The sequence below is a fragment of the Streptomyces sp. NPDC006435 genome, from assembly GCF_040612315.1.
Taxonomy (GTDB): Bacteria; Actinomycetota; Actinomycetes; order Streptomycetales; family Streptomycetaceae; genus Streptomyces.
This window is the reverse complement of sequence record NZ_JBEXPY010000003.1, coordinates 1-14,818: the sequence shown is the minus strand read 5'-3', so window position 1 is coordinate 14,818 and position 14,818 is coordinate 1. Positions and strand designations below refer to the sequence as shown.

At 72.6% G+C, this 14,818-nt stretch carries 10 protein-coding genes; 1 reads left to right on the top strand and 9 read right to left on the bottom strand.

All coding sequences use genetic code 11. The features are described 5' to 3' along the window. The first annotated feature begins 72 nt into the window (after positions 1 to 72). Positions 73 to 1,347, top strand: coding sequence for a helix-turn-helix domain-containing protein (locus ABZZ04_RS04340; RefSeq protein ID WP_356930677.1), 1,275 nt, complete (start codon positions 73 to 75; stop codon positions 1,345 to 1,347). Positions 1,348 to 1,453: 106 nt separating this feature from the next. On the opposite strand, the gene ABZZ04_RS04335 is transcribed toward ABZZ04_RS04340, so the two are convergent. The 9 genes from ABZZ04_RS04335 to ABZZ04_RS04295 all read right to left on the bottom strand — a co-directional run. Beyond that, positions 1,454 to 2,461, bottom strand: coding sequence for a terpene synthase family protein (locus ABZZ04_RS04335; RefSeq protein WP_356930676.1), 1,008 nt, complete (start codon positions 2,459 to 2,461; stop codon positions 1,454 to 1,456). Positions 2,462 to 3,021: 560 nt separating this feature from the next. Continuing rightward, positions 3,022 to 4,440, bottom strand: a complete 1,419-nt coding sequence (locus tag ABZZ04_RS04330; RefSeq protein WP_356930675.1) for a DUF6177 family protein — start codon at positions 4,438 to 4,440, stop codon at positions 3,022 to 3,024. Between the two features lie 84 nt (positions 4,441 to 4,524). Beyond that, the gene (gene eccCa, locus ABZZ04_RS04325) at positions 4,525 to 8,496 is read right to left on the bottom strand and encodes a type VII secretion protein EccCa (RefSeq protein ID WP_356930674.1); all 3,972 of its coding nucleotides are present in this window, start codon (positions 8,494 to 8,496) and stop codon (positions 4,525 to 4,527) included. A 62-nt stretch (positions 8,497 to 8,558) separates the two neighbouring features. Beyond that, positions 8,559 to 10,151, bottom strand: coding sequence for a MinD/ParA family protein (locus ABZZ04_RS04320; protein ID WP_356930673.1), 1,593 nt, complete (start codon positions 10,149 to 10,151; stop codon positions 8,559 to 8,561). A 53-nt stretch (positions 10,152 to 10,204) separates the two neighbouring features. After that, positions 10,205 to 11,578 (bottom strand): type VII secretion integral membrane protein EccD, encoded by a 1,374-nt coding sequence (gene eccD / locus ABZZ04_RS04315; protein WP_356930672.1) that lies wholly within the window; start codon positions 11,576 to 11,578, stop codon positions 10,205 to 10,207. Between the two features lie 102 nt (positions 11,579 to 11,680). Further along, positions 11,681 to 11,992 carry a hypothetical protein gene (locus ABZZ04_RS04310; RefSeq protein ID WP_148839336.1) on the bottom strand — a complete coding sequence of 104 codons (312 nt, stop codon included), beginning with the start codon at positions 11,990 to 11,992 and terminating at the stop codon, positions 11,681 to 11,683. Positions 11,993 to 12,183: 191 nt separating this feature from the next. Beyond that, the gene (locus tag ABZZ04_RS04305) at positions 12,184 to 12,978 is read right to left on the bottom strand and encodes a DUF6508 domain-containing protein (protein ID WP_356930671.1); all 795 of its coding nucleotides are present in this window, start codon (positions 12,976 to 12,978) and stop codon (positions 12,184 to 12,186) included. 2 nt (positions 12,979 to 12,980) lie between these two features. After that, a complete protein-coding gene (locus ABZZ04_RS04300) occupies positions 12,981 to 13,382 on the bottom strand; it encodes a hypothetical protein (protein WP_356930670.1) in 402 nt (133 codons plus the stop codon). Then, positions 13,382 to 14,818 (bottom strand): ADP-ribosyltransferase (locus ABZZ04_RS04295; protein WP_356930669.1); only part of this gene is annotated, 1,437 nt, incomplete at its 5' end. The genes ABZZ04_RS04295 and ABZZ04_RS04300, both read right to left, overlap by 1 nt.

The following is a 14,818-nucleotide window of genomic DNA, read 5'->3' as shown; positions in this document are numbered from 1 at the left end:
GCCCCCTGGGGATGGGCATGGCAAGGCAACCGCCTAACAGCCACCTGACAGGGACGACGCTAGCCTTCCCGCATGCTGGACGAAACCGGAGCCCGGAGCCCCCGCGCCGACGGCCGGGACGGAACCGACGACGAGCTGCGCCGCGCCCTGGCCGACGCCCTGCTGCCGGGGATCGACGACCTGACGCGGCGGGTCGTCGCCGACATCCACGCGCACAGCGGCACGTACGCGTCGGGCACGCCCGTCAGCCGGGACGACCTGTGGGAGATCTGCCGCGACAACCTGCGACGGGCCCTGGAGGACTTCGGCGGACTGCCGCCCGGCCGGGAGGACTTCGAGCACGCGGCGCGCGAGACGGGGCGGCGGCGCGCGGAGCAGGACGTGCCGCTGGACACCGTGCTGCAGGCCTACCGGCGCGGGGGCCGGGTGATGTGGCAGGTGATGGCCGAGCACCTGCGGGCGGCGCGCGCCGGACGGCCGGGGGACGCCGACGGGGCCGGGGGCGTCGTGGCCGCCGCGGCGGCGGCCGGCCGGGACACCGAGCTCGACGTGGCGGGAGCCCTGTGGGAGACCATCGACCGCTACTCGCTCGCGATGGCGGAGTCGTACCGGCTGACCCGGCTGGAGATGCAGGGCCGTCAGGACACCCGTCGCGCCGCCCTCTTCGAGGCCCTGCTCGACGGGCGCGGGGACGACCCGGCGGTCGCGTCGGCGGCCTCCGCCGCGCTCGGGGTGCCGGTCCGGGACCGGTACGTCGTCGTCGCGGCGGCCCAGGACCCGGCGGCGGCGCCCAACCCGGGGGCCGCCCTGGAGAACCACGGCATCTGGTCCTTCTGGCGGCCGAGATCGGGCCGGTACGAGGGGATCGTGCGGCTGGCCGCGGAGGAGTACGACGTACTGCTCGACCTGCTGCGCGAGCACACCGGCGCCACCGCGGGCGTGTCGCCGGAGTTCGCCCGGCTCGCCCGCGCGGGCCGGGCCCTGCGCCTGGCCGAACAGGCCCTGCGCACCCTCCCCGCCGGGAGCGGCGAGGCGGCGGCGTTCGACGACCGGCTGGCGGAGATCCTCCTCGTCGACCGCCCGGAGATCGCCGGGCGCATCGTCACCACGTACCTGGGCGCCGTCCTGGACACGGCGGCCGAACGCGACACGCTGCTCGGCACGCTCCGGGTCTGGCTCGACAGCGGCTGCTCGGCGGCGCGGGCCGCCGAGCGGCTCTACTGCCACCGCAACACCGTCCTCAACCGCATCGGCCGGATCGCCGAACTCACCGGCCGTTCCGCGGAGTCGGGCGAGACCCGGCTGGGCTGGGCGCTGGCGCTCAGGGCGCTGCCGCCGAGGACGTGATCCGAGGACGTGATCCGGGGGCGCCGGTCTGTCGACGGCGTCCCCGGGCCACGCCCCCGGGCCGGGCAGGACCCGGGCAGCCGGCCGGGCGGCCGTCAGCCGGCCGTCAGGCGGCGAAGAACCCCGACAGGGAGTCCCGGTCGTCGACCTCCATCAGGTCGGGGCGGGTGTAGCGCTCGGCGCGGGCGTGGTAGTCGAAGTCGCCCCGGACCAGGCCCCGGTAGTCCCGCACGCACCGCTCCAGCGCGATCCGGGTGGGGCCCTCGATGCCGGCCGCCGCGATCTGCTCGGTCAGCTCCCGCTCGGCGAGCCGTACCCGTTCCGCTATTCCCGCGAGCTGCTTCCCGGCCTCGTCGACGGCCTCCTGGAGGGTCAGCCCCCGCTCGCGCCGGATGAGGGCCACCGCGTTGTGCTCGTAGCCGAGCACCGCCTCCTTCTCGAAGGAGCAGATGTCGTTGCACAGCCCCGAGTGGTCGGTCACGGCGTTGCGCAGGGCGATGTACGCGGGAAGGCTCCGGGCCGACTCCGGGAGGTCGATCCCGGTGGCGATCTCGTGCAGGTCGAGGAAGGGCTGCATGGCCACCGAGTCCCGGCGGTGCTTCACGAACTCGTCCCGGCCCGGCACCTGTCCGGCGGCCCGCTGCACGGCCTCGGCGTAATAGGTCCACAGCCAGGCGACCGTGTCCCGCCGGAACTGCCGGATCCAGCGCGCCGAACGGTCCCGGTACGTCCTGGCCCTGAGCCCGACGAGGGCGCGTTCCATGGCCCCGTGCGGCGGTCCGCCGTCCAGCACGGAGACCAGCCGGTCGATCGCCGTCTCGCACATGTGCGGATCACGTCCGGCGGGTCCGTCGTCGAACTCGTCGTCGACGAGGAAGGCCCAGAAGAGCCACTGGCAGAAGAGGTCGAGGTGCTGTTGCGGGACCTCGGGGAAGATGAGGGAGATCCAGAGCTCGGGCCTGGTCCGGATCATCTTCTTCCGGGCCGCGGGGGAGAGCACGAGACCGTTCGATTCGGCCCATTCCCACACGGCCTCCCTGGTCTCCTCGATACCTGGGTTGCATCCGGCGCTCTGGAACGGCATATGAAACGTCGGCAGCGCGATCTGGCTCATTGGTGCCCCTCGTGGAAACGGTACGGATGAAGGGTGCGGGCTGATATCCGGCCGAATTCGGAGCCTGTGCCGGATAAGTGCCGCGGGGCCGGGCCGCCCGCTCCCGGCGGCCGCGGCCGAAGACGTACCGTGCGAGACGCGGCAGTCATCCCTGCTCACTCTCCTCCGCCGGATTCCTGGGCATCGGGGTCGGGCCCGCGGGGCCCGCGGTGGCAATCGCCCTCGGTGCAGGACGGTGGCATCACCATGCGTGACTCCCAGTCAACCCCGTGTGGACGACGGAGGGAAGTCGTTTGTGACCGAAATTGTTTGATCGCCGGAATCCGGTGAACGGCTTTGAGCGGTTCCTGTCTTCCCGGGGCGGGCATCCACCGGTCGGGCCGGGGCCTTCATATTTGGCTCAAATAGGTATGTCAAAGGGCCCTCAGAACGGGACAAACCCGTACCGAAGGTCCTTCGGGGCGAACTCGGTGATCTGCCGGCCGCGAGCCCGGCCCGGCAGTCCGCCGACTCGGCCGCCTCCGGCCCGGCAGTCCGCCCGGCCGGTGCGCCCGGAGCTCTCAGGCGCCCTTCAGATGCCGCATCAGACGCTCGAAGTCCTGCCAGCCCGACAGGTCCGACGGGTCACCGGGCAGCGGGTAGTACAGCGCGGGGCGGGACTTCGGGCCGAGCTGGACCGGGGGTTCGGACAGCGGGGTGCGCCGGGCGCGGTCACCGGGCATCTCGCGGACCTCCTCCGCGCCGAGCACGAACGCCACCGGTACGCCCGGCCCCTCGAATCGCGGCGGAACGGCCAGGTCACGGCGGGCCCTGCGGATCTGGACCAGCATCGACTGCAGGTGGTGACGGGTCGCCAGCACCTCGGCCGCCCGGGGCAGGGCCTCCAACGGCGGCTCCTCGCCGGGTCCGTAACCGAACGCCAGCGTGACCTCCTCCTCCACCCCGCCCTTCGTGCGGCTGACGCGGATCGTGGCCAGGCCCGGCCGGTCCGGGCCGCCGACCACCACGAACCAGGTCGGCTCGGGCGACCGTTCGAAGGCGACGTCGGTCAGCCGCCGCAGCGACCAGGGCAGGGTGGCGGGCTCCGCGGTGCCCCAGCCGGCCGGGTCCGTGCCGGTCAGCTCCTGCCACACCGCCTCCAGGGCCCCGCCCAGCACCAGCCGGTCGTCCGCAGGGTGGACCGTGCGGAACGTGAGGGCCAGCTGGCGCTCACCGGTGTCCGAGACCTCCCCGTAGGAGGCGGCCACCGGCGTGCGCAGGTCGTCGGGGCCGGCGTCGGGCGACTCGACCGGCGCGAACATGCCGTGCTGCCAGCGCAGTACGGCACCGGACAGGCCGTCGTAGTAGCCGTCCTTCTCGTCCTGCACCACCCACCGCGACGGCCAGCCGCTCAGGCTGTTGCGCACGGCGGGGGAGAGCATGGTGCCCGGCGACGTGACGATCTGGATGCCCAGCTCGGCGTTGGCCGCCGCCCGGAACGCGTCCGCCAGCCAGGCCGTCATGGCGATCACCGGACGGTCCTGGATGATGACGGCCACCTTGTCGGTGAGGACGTCGACGGCGGGCTGCGCGGCGGCGGGCGTGGGCACCGCGCGCACGCCCTCGCTCTTCACCACCGCCAGGGAACGCGTGGCCTCCGGCGGCCAGGCGGAACCCCCGGCCATGGTGGCGACCCGGGCCGCGAAGGTCCCCGCGAGCAGCTCGGCCTCCTGGACACCGGTGGTGGCACGGGCCTCCGTCCACCAGTACGGGACCGGGGGCGCGGTCGTCCCGAGCAGCCGCTCGGCCTCGCCCGCGACCTGCACCAGCATCGGCGCCTCGACGGAGACGAGCGGCCGGCCCTCCTCGTCGCAGAGCTGCACGACGGCGTCCTCGCCCGTCGTCCCCACCAGCTTGTCGGGGCCGCCCGAGAGCAGACCGGCGAGCACGGTCAACGGGTCGGGCATGCGCGGCGTGAGGGCGATGACGTCCTTGGTCATGTGGTCGGCCGTTCCTTCTTCTTCCGGGGTGCGAAGGCGCGATGGGGGCGGCGGCCCGTAGGCACGGGACCGCCGCCCGGTGCGTCACTCCGCGGTGTACACGGTCTGGATGAGGCGGTTGGGCTGGCCCCTGCGGATGAACACACCGCGTCCCGGCGGCTGCTGGGTCGCGTACACACCGGGGAACAGCTGCCCCTCGCTGCGGTCGCCCGCCATCAGGAGCGCCGAGGCCCCCGACTCGCGCAGCCCCAGCATCAGCGGGTCGTACATGCCGCGCGAGGCGCCCGCGACCCGGCGGGTCAGGACGAAGTGGAGCCCGATGTCCACGGCGGACGGGATGTACGGCAGGAACGGGTCGAGCGGCGCCTGGCCAGCGGTGGTCAGCACGTCGTAGTCGTCGACGAGGATCACGATCCGCGGACCGCTGCCCCAGCTGCCGGGCTCCAGGTCCTCGGTGTCCGCCCGGTCGTCCGGCAGCCGCTTCTCCAGCTCGGTGGCGATCCCGGCGGCCAGCCCCGCGCACATCTTGGGGTTGTACGCGTAGCCGCCGCGGAACTCCTCGGGGATCGCGCCGCGCAGCCCGCGACGCGGGTCCATGACGGCGAAGACCAGCTCCTCCTCGCCGTAGCGCTCGATGAGGCCGCGGGCGACGGTCTTCAGCAGGTTGGTCTTGCCGCACTCGCTGTCGCCCAGGATCAGCAGGTGCTGGTCGTGGTGGAACAGGTCGAGCAGGGCGGGCGCGAGCGCCGTCTGGTCCAGGCCGATCGGCACCCGCTTGGGCTCGGCGACCGGCCCCGGCAGCAGGTGCGGCTCCAGGACGTGCGGCAGGATCCGCACCGGCTGGGCGACCTCGCCGCTCCAGGTGGCCCGGATCGTGCGGGCGGTGTGCTCCAGTACGGAACCCAGGTCCGAGGCGTCCGCCAGACCGTCCGTACGGGGCAGCGCCACCTGCGCGAAGAGCTTGTTGTCGGTGAGGATGCGGCCCGGCTCGTCGGGCGACAGGGTCTGGGCGAGCTTGCGGTCGACGCTCGACTCGCTGGGGTCGTTCAGCCGCAGCTCGACCCGGGTGCCGAAGTTCGACTGGGTGGCGATGCGCACGTCGTTCCAGCGGAGCATGCCGGCGACCACGTGGATGCCGTAGCCGCCACCGCGCTTGAGGATGTCGACGACGGCGTCGTCCAGCTCGTCGAAGTCGTCGCGCAGCGCACCGAAACCGTCGATGATCAGCACGATCTCGGCCGAGGCCAGCTGCGGCAGCCGGCCCGCCGTGTGCAGGGAACGCAGCTGCTCCACGGAGTCGATGTTGTGCTCGCGGAAGAGCTCCTCGCGGATCGCGAGCATGCCCCGCACCTCCTCGACGGTGCGGCCCGCGCGCTCCCGGTCCGCGCGCCCGGCGACCCCGCCGACGTGCGGCAGCCCGGAGATCGCCTGGAGCCCGCCGCCGACCAGGTCGAGGCCGTAGACGCCGACCTCCTGCGGGGTGTGGGTGAGCGAGAGCGAGAGGGCGAGGGTACGCAGCAGCGTGGTCTTGCCGGACTGCGGACCGCCGATGATCGCGACGTGACCGCCCGCCACCGTCAGGTCCAGGTACCACTGCCCCTGCCACTGCTTCGTCGGGTCGTCGAGCAGACCCAGCGGCACCTGCAACGGGCCCTTGCGCCGGGCCAGTTGCATCCCGCGCGGACCCACGTCCAGCGGCCCCGCGACCTTGTCCAGGGCGATGGCGCCGGGCAGCGGCGGCAGCCAGATGCGGCGCACCGGACCGGCCGCCTCCCGCAGCTGGTCGACGACGACGCCCATCTCGGTCGGCCCGGTCTCCCGGCGCCGCACCTTCGGCTCCTCGGCCGCGGTCTCCGGCTCGGCCAGCGTGTTGAACGCCTCGTACTCCAGGGCCAGCGGCCCGGAGTCCTGCTCCTCGTCCCGCTGCACGGGGCCCCGGTAGGCGCCCGAGACGTAGCTCGCCTTGAAGCGCTCGTAGTGGCTGGTGTCCACCTTGAGGTAGCCGAAGCCGGGCAGCGGCGGCAGGTGGAAGGCGTCCGTGGTGTCCAGGACGGTGCGGGACTCGTCGGCGGAGAAGGTGCGCAGCCCGAGCCGGTACGAGAGGTAGGTGTCCAGGCCCTTCAGCTTGCCGCCCTCGATGCGCTGGCTGGACAGCAGCAGGTGCACACCGATGGACCGGCCGATGCGGCCGATGGAGAGGAACAGGTCGATGAAGTCCGGCTTCGCGGTGAGCAGCTCACCGAACTCGTCGATCACCACGAACAGGTGCGGCAGCGGGTCCAGGTCGGGCCGCCGGTCCGCGCGCAGCGCCGCGTAGTCACCGATGTCGGCGACGTTGCCCGCGTCCTTGAGCACCTGCTGGCGGCGCTTGACCTCACCGGCGAGCGAGGCGTGCACCCGCTCGACGAGGCCCGCCTGGTTCTCCAGGTTGGTGATGACACCGGCCACGTGCGGCAGCTCCGCGAACGGGGCGAAGGTCGCACCGCCCTTGTAGTCGACGAGGACCAGGGCGAGGTCCTCCGGCGGGTGCGTGGCCACCAGGGCCAGGACCAGGGTGCGCAGCAGCTCCGACTTGCCGGAACCGGTGGCGCCGACGCACAGCCCGTGCGGGCCCATGCCCAGTTCGGAGGACTCCTTCAGGTCCAGGAGCACCGGCTGGTGGGAGTCGCTGATGCCGATCGGCACGCGCAGGAAGGCGCGTTCGCCGCGCGGCGCCCACAGACGCGACAGGTCGAGCCGCGCCACGTCGTCGATGCCGAGCAGGTCGGCGAAGTCGACGGGGCCGGACAGCGGGGCGTCCACCAGCGATTCGGCGGACAGCCGCATCGGCGCCAGCATCCGGGCCAGACCCTCCGCGAACGGGATGCCGACCTCGTCCACGATGCCGTGGGCGCTGATCGGCTCCCGCTCGCGCAGGTCCTCGATGACCACCCCGTCGCCGTCGACGGTGATCCGGACACTGACGTGTCCCGGCTCCTGGATGCGCTGTTCGAGCAGGTGCAGCACGCTGACACCCATCTCGCGCAGCCCGACCGCGTCGTCCGGCCGCGGCAGCTCGACCGCGTCCTCGCCGTGCCCGTCGGTCACGACGAGCAGCCGGGACGTCATGGACAGCGCGTCCTTGCCGGACAGACCGCGCCGCACCTCGGCCGCGTACGAGGCGCGGCGGCGCAGCTCCGGACCGATCTGGCGGGCGAGCTGGGGCGGGGACGGGGCGATCCGGCGGGCGGCGACCGGGCCGTCGAACTGCTCGGGGTCGAGCAGGTGCGGCATCCACTTGGCCCACTCCCAGTCCGCCAGCCGGTCACCGGGCACGGCGAGCGCCATCGCGACGTCGTCGGGGGCGTGGGTGGCGGCGGTCTGGACGAGCAGGGCGCGCGCGACGCGCAGGCAGTCCTCGCGCGGACCGATGACGCTGATGTTGCCGACCCGGTCGAGCGGGACGGTGAGCGGGAGTTCGGTGCCGGTGCGGAAGCGGTCCATCAGCGCCGACGCCTCGTTGAGCATGAAGGTGTCGGGCGGCGAGAGGACCGAGGAGCCCTGCTGGGCCACCTTCAGGTCACGCACCGGCATCTCGCCCGTGCCGACGCGCACCCGCAGGAAGTCGCCGTCGAGCCGACGGCGCTCCCAGAGCCGGGCCGGATCGCGGACTATGTCGTACAGGGCGTGCGGCGGCGGGTTGAGCACATCGGCCCGCTCCGCCCGCTCGCGCTCCTCGACCGACAGCTCCTCGCGCAGGTCCTCCAGGTAGGCGAGGTAGGCCTCGCGCTGGGTGCGGCGGGTGCGCTGGGCCTTGCCGCGCTGCGAGAAGACGAGCACCAGGGAGCCGATGACGGTGACGAGGAGGATGATCGCCCCGAGCCCGGCGAACTGGCTGTTGCGCACCACCGTCATCATCACGACCGAGGACATCACCCCGGCCACGGGCAACAACGACATCGCGATGTTGCCCGACTTGCCCTCGGGAAGGTTCGGCGGCGCCTCGATGGTGCGCGCCTCGGAGGCGGCCGGCGGCCGGGTGGTCCTGGCCGGGCGGTGGATCAGTCGGGTACTCATCGTCGTCCGTCACTCGGGGTCGGGCTCGGCATCGGGGGAGCGGTGGTGGTGCCGATCGGTGATCAGTGCTGCTGCTGGGAGAGCCGGAACACGTCCGCGGCGAGCCGGGTGGCGGCCTCCCTGGTCGCGTGCGCCAGGAGTTCGGTACGGATCTCGCCGCCGGCCGCCAGGTGCCGGTCGTACGGCAGGACCCGGACGCCCGCCCCGGTGGCCTCCAGTTTCTTCGCCGCCTCGTCGAGGTCGAGCCCGGGGTGCGGCACCAGTTCGCTGAGCACGACGACCGTGCCGGCGATTACGTGCCGGGGCAGCGACTGCATCCACTGGAGCACCGCGTACGTGCTGGTGACGCCCTCCAGCGTGGCGGGGGCGGCCAGCACCCGGGCCTGGGCGGCGGACAGCGCGACGCGGGCGACCTCGGCGGGCAGCGTCTCGCAGTCGACGACGGTGACGCCGAAGTAGCGGCGCAGCGACACCATGACCCGCTCGTACGCCCGGCTGTCCAGCATCGCGCCGATCTGGCCCTGGCTGCCGGGCAGCAGCCAGGCGTTGCCGGGGAGCTGGACGAGGTAGCCGGTGATGTCGAGCAGCGACATCTGCGGCTCGATGATGCCCGCGAGGTCTCCGGTGGTCCAGCGCAGCGTCTCGGCGCCGAGCCGCAGCGGCAGCGAACCGAGCGCCGGGTCGGCCTCGACGAGGAGGACCGGGTCCTGGCGGTAGTGCGCGTAGGTGGTGCCGAGCAGCGCGGCGACGGTGGACTTGCCCGCGCCGCCCCGGATGGAGGTGACGGCGATCTGCCGGCCGGTGGTCACGGGCTGCTGGAGCGTCTCGGCGGTGGCGGTGGTCCTGGCCACCTCGCGCGCGGCCGACGAGGACACGCTCACCCGCAGGGCGCGCGCGGCCCGCGCGGCGAACGGCTCCCCGCGCCGGGCCTTGAGCCCGACGGCGGCCAGGCTCCGGTCCACGACGGGCCGGGAGTCGGGGGTGTGGTGCGAGCGGGTGCCCGGCTTGTACGCGGCGGCCTGCTCCTGGGCCTGCGTCTGGGCCGGGGCCTGGCTCGGCTGCGGCTGCGCGACGGCGTGCGCGGCCACCGCCTGCTGCTGTTCCTGGTAGCCGGGGTGTTGCTGGGGCTGTTGGTGCTGCTGCTGTTCCTGGTACCCGGCGTACTGCTGAGGCTGCTGAGGGGCCTGCTGTTCCTGGTGGCCCGCGTACGGGACGGCCTGCTGCTGCTCCTGGTAACCGGCGTACGCGGCCTGCTGCTGGCCCTGGTAGCCGGGGTGTTGCTGGGGCTGTTGGTGCTGCTGCTGTTCCTGGTACCCGGCGTACTGCTGAGGCTGCTGAGGCTGCTGAGGGGCCTGCTGCTCCTGGTACCCGGCGTACTGCTGGGGTGTGCCGTACGCCTGACCGCCCTGGCCGTACGCCGGGTCCTGGGCGGGAACGCCGTACGCCTGGTTCTGCTGGTTCTGCGCGGGAGTGCCGTACGCCTGCTGCCCCTGGACCTGACCCTGTGCGGGAGTGCCGTACGCCTGCTGCCCCTGGTCCTGGGCCTGTGCGGGGGTGCCGTACCCCTGGGCGCCGGAGCCCTGCGTGCCCTCCTGGGCGGAGTTGCTCCTCATGGCGCGCAGCACATCGCCCTGCCAGTTGTCTTCGTTCGGCATGTCTGCCCTTCTTTTTCGCCCTGCTGCCCCGCCGGGAGCACCTGCGAGTCGACTCAGAACTTGTTGAGCAGCTGTCCGTACACGCCGAACACACCGACGGCGAGCGGGAACAGCCCCACCACACCGATGGATTCGACCAGATCGGCCATGCGCCGCAGCCGGACCTGCACGTGCTCGGGCGGCTGCACCGCCAGGACGAGCAGCGGCAGCACCGCGGCCACGCACAGCAGGGCGAGCGGTCCGGCGCCCCCGGCGTGCTGCATCCACAGCATGACCAGGCGCACGACCAGGACCGCCGCGGCGGCGAAGAGCGCCACGACCTCGGCGACCAGCGGGAAGGCCCGCGCCCGCGAGAGCAGCACGAGGGCCACCAGCGAGGGGAGCGCCACGGTCCACACGGACGGCTTGTCGGCCAGGGTCAGCAGCCAGCCGCCGGCCACGGCGGAGACCGCGGTGACCACGGTCGCGAGGGCGAGGCCGCGGTGGGTGGCCGCCAGCGCGTTGCCCACCTGGTGCCGGCTGACGGAGGTGCCGCCGGAGCGGCGGTCGTCGAGCGCGGTGAGCCCGGACGCCGCCAGGGCGAGCCGGGGGAGCAGACCGAGCAGGACGACGGAGAAGACGGCCATCACCGCGCCGAGCCGGGCCAGATCGCCCTGGACCGCGGCGACGACCTCCCACACCACGGTGATCACGGCGGTGGCGGCGGCCCCGATGAGCCCGCCCCGGCCGAGCGGCGAGAAGTAGCCGAGGAGCACCAGCGTCAGGGCCAGCGCCCCGGCCACGGCGGCCAGCCGGGCGGTGCCCGACCAGTCGTAGGCGTCCGCGGCGGTCCAGGCGGTGAGGATGCCGAGGCTGCCGGAGGCGAGCAGCAGCGCGGTCGCCAGCCCCCGGTTCCCCCGGCCGATCTTGGCGATCAGCGCACCGGCCGCCAGCAGGACGAACGTGGCGGCCGCGAGGACGCTGCTCAGGGCGTCCAGGGCGAACTCACGACGGGCGAGCAGGGCGGCGACCACCGCGAAGGCGACGGAGGCCACGCCCGCGCTGGTCCGGCGCGCGGAGGGGCGCCAGCGCCAGGTCTGCAGATCGAGGTCGTCGGCCACCAGGTCGGTGACGTCGTGCACGACCGGGGCGGGGGGTGCGGAGTGGGCCCGGACGAGCCGGAGCACGGCACCGTCCGCGATCCCCACCGAGGACAGCGTGCTGTCGTGCGGCAGCGCGGAACCGTCCGAAGTGATCAACTGCCGTGTCATCGGGCGTGCCGCCGCCCGGTCGTCCAGCAACTGCAGAATGTCCGGCAGCAGCTGCCCGATCGGGGTATCGGACGGCAGGACGATATCGGCCCGGCGTCGCTCACCGACCAGGGTCACCCGGCTGAGCTGCGCTCGGGAAGTCGTTGCTGTGCTCACCACTTGACGGGAACCTATCATCGCGACGTTTGAGGAGTCGGGCAGCTTGGCGTGCCCATGCTACTAGCGCCTTCTCCGTCCCCTTTGCGGGGAACTCTTTCTCTATTTTCCGGAATTAGAGATTCATTGGGGATTCTTCGTCGATTCCCCGGTTTTATCCGGTTGCGCCGTTTTCGTCGGCTGCTGGTACTGCTGTTCCTGGCGCTGCTGCTTCTGCTGCTCGGCCTTCTGTTTCTCCATCATGTTCTGGATGAAGGACCATCCCACGCACCCCGCGCACAGCACGGCGGTGATGGCGATCCCCGCGAACACCTTCCCGAGCCGCTCGTCGGCCGTGCGTCGTGCCCGCTGCGCGCCGAACAGCAGCGCGTCCCGCATCCTGCGTCGGCGGACCGCCACCGACTCCAGGAGCTGGCTGTCGTAATCCCGTGCCATTCGTCTCGTCGTCCGTTGCCTCAGTCGTACGTTGCGTCGGTCATACGCCGCGTCGGTCCCGGTCGCTCGGCCGACGGCGCACCATACGGGAATCCCCCTGATTAACTCCTGAAACATAGAGCATGTGCGATCGGGCAGTACAGCCCGGGTCGAAGCGTGAGCGGGCCCGGTGAACGGGCATTACGTGTTCGTTACGGAATGCCGAAGGAACCGTCGCCCGCCGCCTCGTACCAGGCGCACAACGACCCGGCCACGGCGTCGAGCAGGCCGTCGCCCGCGGCCCGCGCGATCGTCCCGTCGCAGAACCGCTCCCCGCGCACCACGGCCGTGGCCGCGCGCACCGCGTCGGCCGGACCCAGCCGGCCGTCGGCGGGCGCGACCGGCGGCGGGTTGTCCTGCCACAGGTAGGCGGGCGTCACCGCGCCGACGGCGGACAGCGCGCCCACCAGCCGCCGGAGCCGCTCGCCGTGCAGCGGGTAGCTCATGCGCCAGGTGCCGTCGGGCTGCTTCCCGCCCTCGGACCACCGCACGTCGCGGTCCTCGTCCGTGAGCGCGGCATGCGCCTCCCGCAGCTCGCGCCACGCACCGGCGTTCTCGCGGTCGAGCCGCTCCAGCAGCCGCCGGTCGTCGGCCCCGGTCACGACACGGGCCAGCTCCTTCAGGGCGTCCAGGGAAGGAGCCGTGACCAGGGGCCCCGGCACGACCCGGCCGACGGCCCCCGGCCCCGTACCACCAGCCAGCTCGGCGAGGGCGGCCGTGGGAGCGAGCCCCCGCGCCTTGGCCTCCCCGAGCCTCCCGGACCACACGACCCCGTCACCGACCCCGGCCGAGTCACCGCCCGGCCGCAGACACCAACCGGCCGCGTCGTCCTCGTCGTTGCCCCACAAATACCCCATGGCCACGCCCCGGACATCGGCAACGGTGAGATACCGGACCGGCCCGCCGGTCGTGCCGCGGTAACGCGGTGTGTCGGATCCGCGCGTCATGGTCACCTCGTGTCGGCGAGGCTCCTGACCGCATCGGCGTTCGGCGCCTCGGTCAGGGAGCCGGGCACGACGTGGCTGCTGTTCGCCGGGTCCGACTGCGCGATCATCTCCGCCAGGGCGGCGGTCGGGGCCAGCCCCCGGGCCTTCGCGTCGTGGAGCTTCCGGGCCCACCGGCCACCCTTGTTGAACGCCTCGTCGCCGCCCGCCTTGCGGACCAGCCAGCCGGCCGCGTCGTCCGCGTCATTCGCCCATACGTAGCCGATGACCCCGCCGGACCGGTCCGCCACCGTCAGGTACTGGACGGGCTTGTCGGACCGGGAGCCGTAGCGCGGCGGACCCCCGGGGGCCCGGTTGAACAACAGATCCTCGTTCAGCCGCGGATTCGGCTGCTGCTCGCTGCTCATCAGTGCGCCACTCCCTTGTTCGGCAGGACCTCGCCGTAGACCTGGACCTGGCCATTCTCCATAAAGACGCGGGTCACCTTGAACTCGGAACCGCGGGCCAGGAGCAGCTCCCGCTCCGACGCGTCGAACTTGGAGACCTTCTCCAGCCACAGGGCGGGCGTCCCCTTCGGCACACGGAGGTGCAGGATCGCCTCCTTGCCGGCGAAGCTGTCCACCGGGTGGTTGCCGAGGGACGTGGAGGTGTAGCCCTTGTCCGGATACGTCTCGCCCAGCATGTCGTACGGGGAGTCCAGGTCGAGGTGGCCCAGCCCGGTGCCCCGGACGACCATGATGTCGTCGGGCACCGGCCGCGTCGACATGACCCGGTCCATCTCGGCGATGTCGTGCAGCACCTCGGGCCGCGGACCGTACCCCGAACTGCCGCGCAGGTAGCCGTTCATGTCGTGGTACGACGGGAACGTCTCACCGGTGTAGTCCCAGAGTGCCTGCTTCGCGGACGGGTCCAGATTGTCCACGTAGTCGTTCCAGTAGTCCTGGCCGTACCGCATCGCCGCGACATCGTTCGAGAACGGGACCGTGCCGTCAGCGAGTTCGGCTGCGGCTACCCGGTGCTTCTCGGCCGTACTGAGGTCGTCGAAGTCGTCGGCCGACATGTGCGGCTTGTACGTGAAGTCGCTCCCCGAACCGCCGTTGCCCGCCCCGTCCGGGTCGTGGTGGCCGCCGGGCGGGGTGCCGTCGTCGGCGCCGTGCGCAATGTCGTCGGCGGTGCCGTGCGGGTCGAAGTGGTTGCCGGGGTTGCCGTGGTCGCCCGTGTGCGCCGCGTCGTCGGTGTGACCGGCCGCGTCGTCCGTGTGCCCGCCGTACGGGTTGTCGTGCCCACCGTTGTGCGGGCCGTCGGCGTGCGGGCCGTTGGGGCCGTCGTTGTGCGGGGTGTGCGGGGCGTCCGGTGTGTGCGGGGTGCTGCCGGGCAGGTCGTTGCCGGGGCCGTGGAACCCGTTGGGCGGCAGGTTGTGCCCCGGGGTGGTGGGGAAGTGGTCGGTGGGGACGTGACCACTGACGCCGGGGACCTGGTTGCCGCCCGGGACGTGGCTCCCCGGACCGTACGACACGTTGTCGAAGCCGCCGCCGGGCGGGTACGACGGCATGTCGGGTATGCCGTTCCCCGCGTGCACGCCCGCCGGTACCGGCTGCTGGATCTGCCAGGACGTCGGCAGGCCCGAGGTGCCGGGGACGGTGTCGTGCGGGATCGGAGTCGTGTCGACCACGCCGTTCGGGGCGATCAGGTTCCCGTTGGGATCCAGGAGACGGCCGTCGGGCAACTGCACCGAACCGTCCGGCAGTTTGGGGATTTCGATGTTGCCGATGCCCTTGAGGCCCTTGGTGATGTCGCCGATCTTGGACAGGCCGGTGCCTGCGCCCTTGGCGATGTAGGTCAT

What these genes read in the sequence shown, in the direction of transcription:
- ABZZ04_RS04310 (WP_148839336.1), bottom strand. Translation starts at nt 11,992, where the DNA reads ATGGCACGGGATTACGACAGCCAGCTCCTGGAGTCGGTGGCGGTCCGC.
- ABZZ04_RS04330 (WP_356930675.1), bottom strand. Translation starts at nt 4,440, where the DNA reads ATGACCAAGGACGTCATCGCCCTCACGCCGCGCATGCCCGACCCGTTG.
- eccCa (WP_356930674.1), bottom strand. Translation starts at nt 8,496, where the DNA reads ATGAGTACCCGACTGATCCACCGCCCGGCCAGGACCACCCGGCCGCCG.
- ABZZ04_RS04305 (WP_356930671.1), bottom strand. Translation starts at nt 12,978, where the DNA reads ATGACGCGCGGATCCGACACACCGCGTTACCGCGGCACGACCGGCGGG.
- ABZZ04_RS04300 (WP_356930670.1), bottom strand. Translation starts at nt 13,382, where the DNA reads ATGAGCAGCGAGCAGCAGCCGAATCCGCGGCTGAACGAGGATCTGTTG.
- eccD (WP_356930672.1), bottom strand. Translation starts at nt 11,578, where the DNA reads ATGATAGGTTCCCGTCAAGTGGTGAGCACAGCAACGACTTCCCGAGCG.
- ABZZ04_RS04340 (WP_356930677.1), top strand. Translation starts at nt 73, where the DNA reads ATGCTGGACGAAACCGGAGCCCGGAGCCCCCGCGCCGACGGCCGGGAC.
- ABZZ04_RS04335 (WP_356930676.1), bottom strand. Translation starts at nt 2,461, where the DNA reads ATGAGCCAGATCGCGCTGCCGACGTTTCATATGCCGTTCCAGAGCGCC.
- ABZZ04_RS04320 (WP_356930673.1), bottom strand. Translation starts at nt 10,151, where the DNA reads ATGCCGAACGAAGACAACTGGCAGGGCGATGTGCTGCGCGCCATGAGG.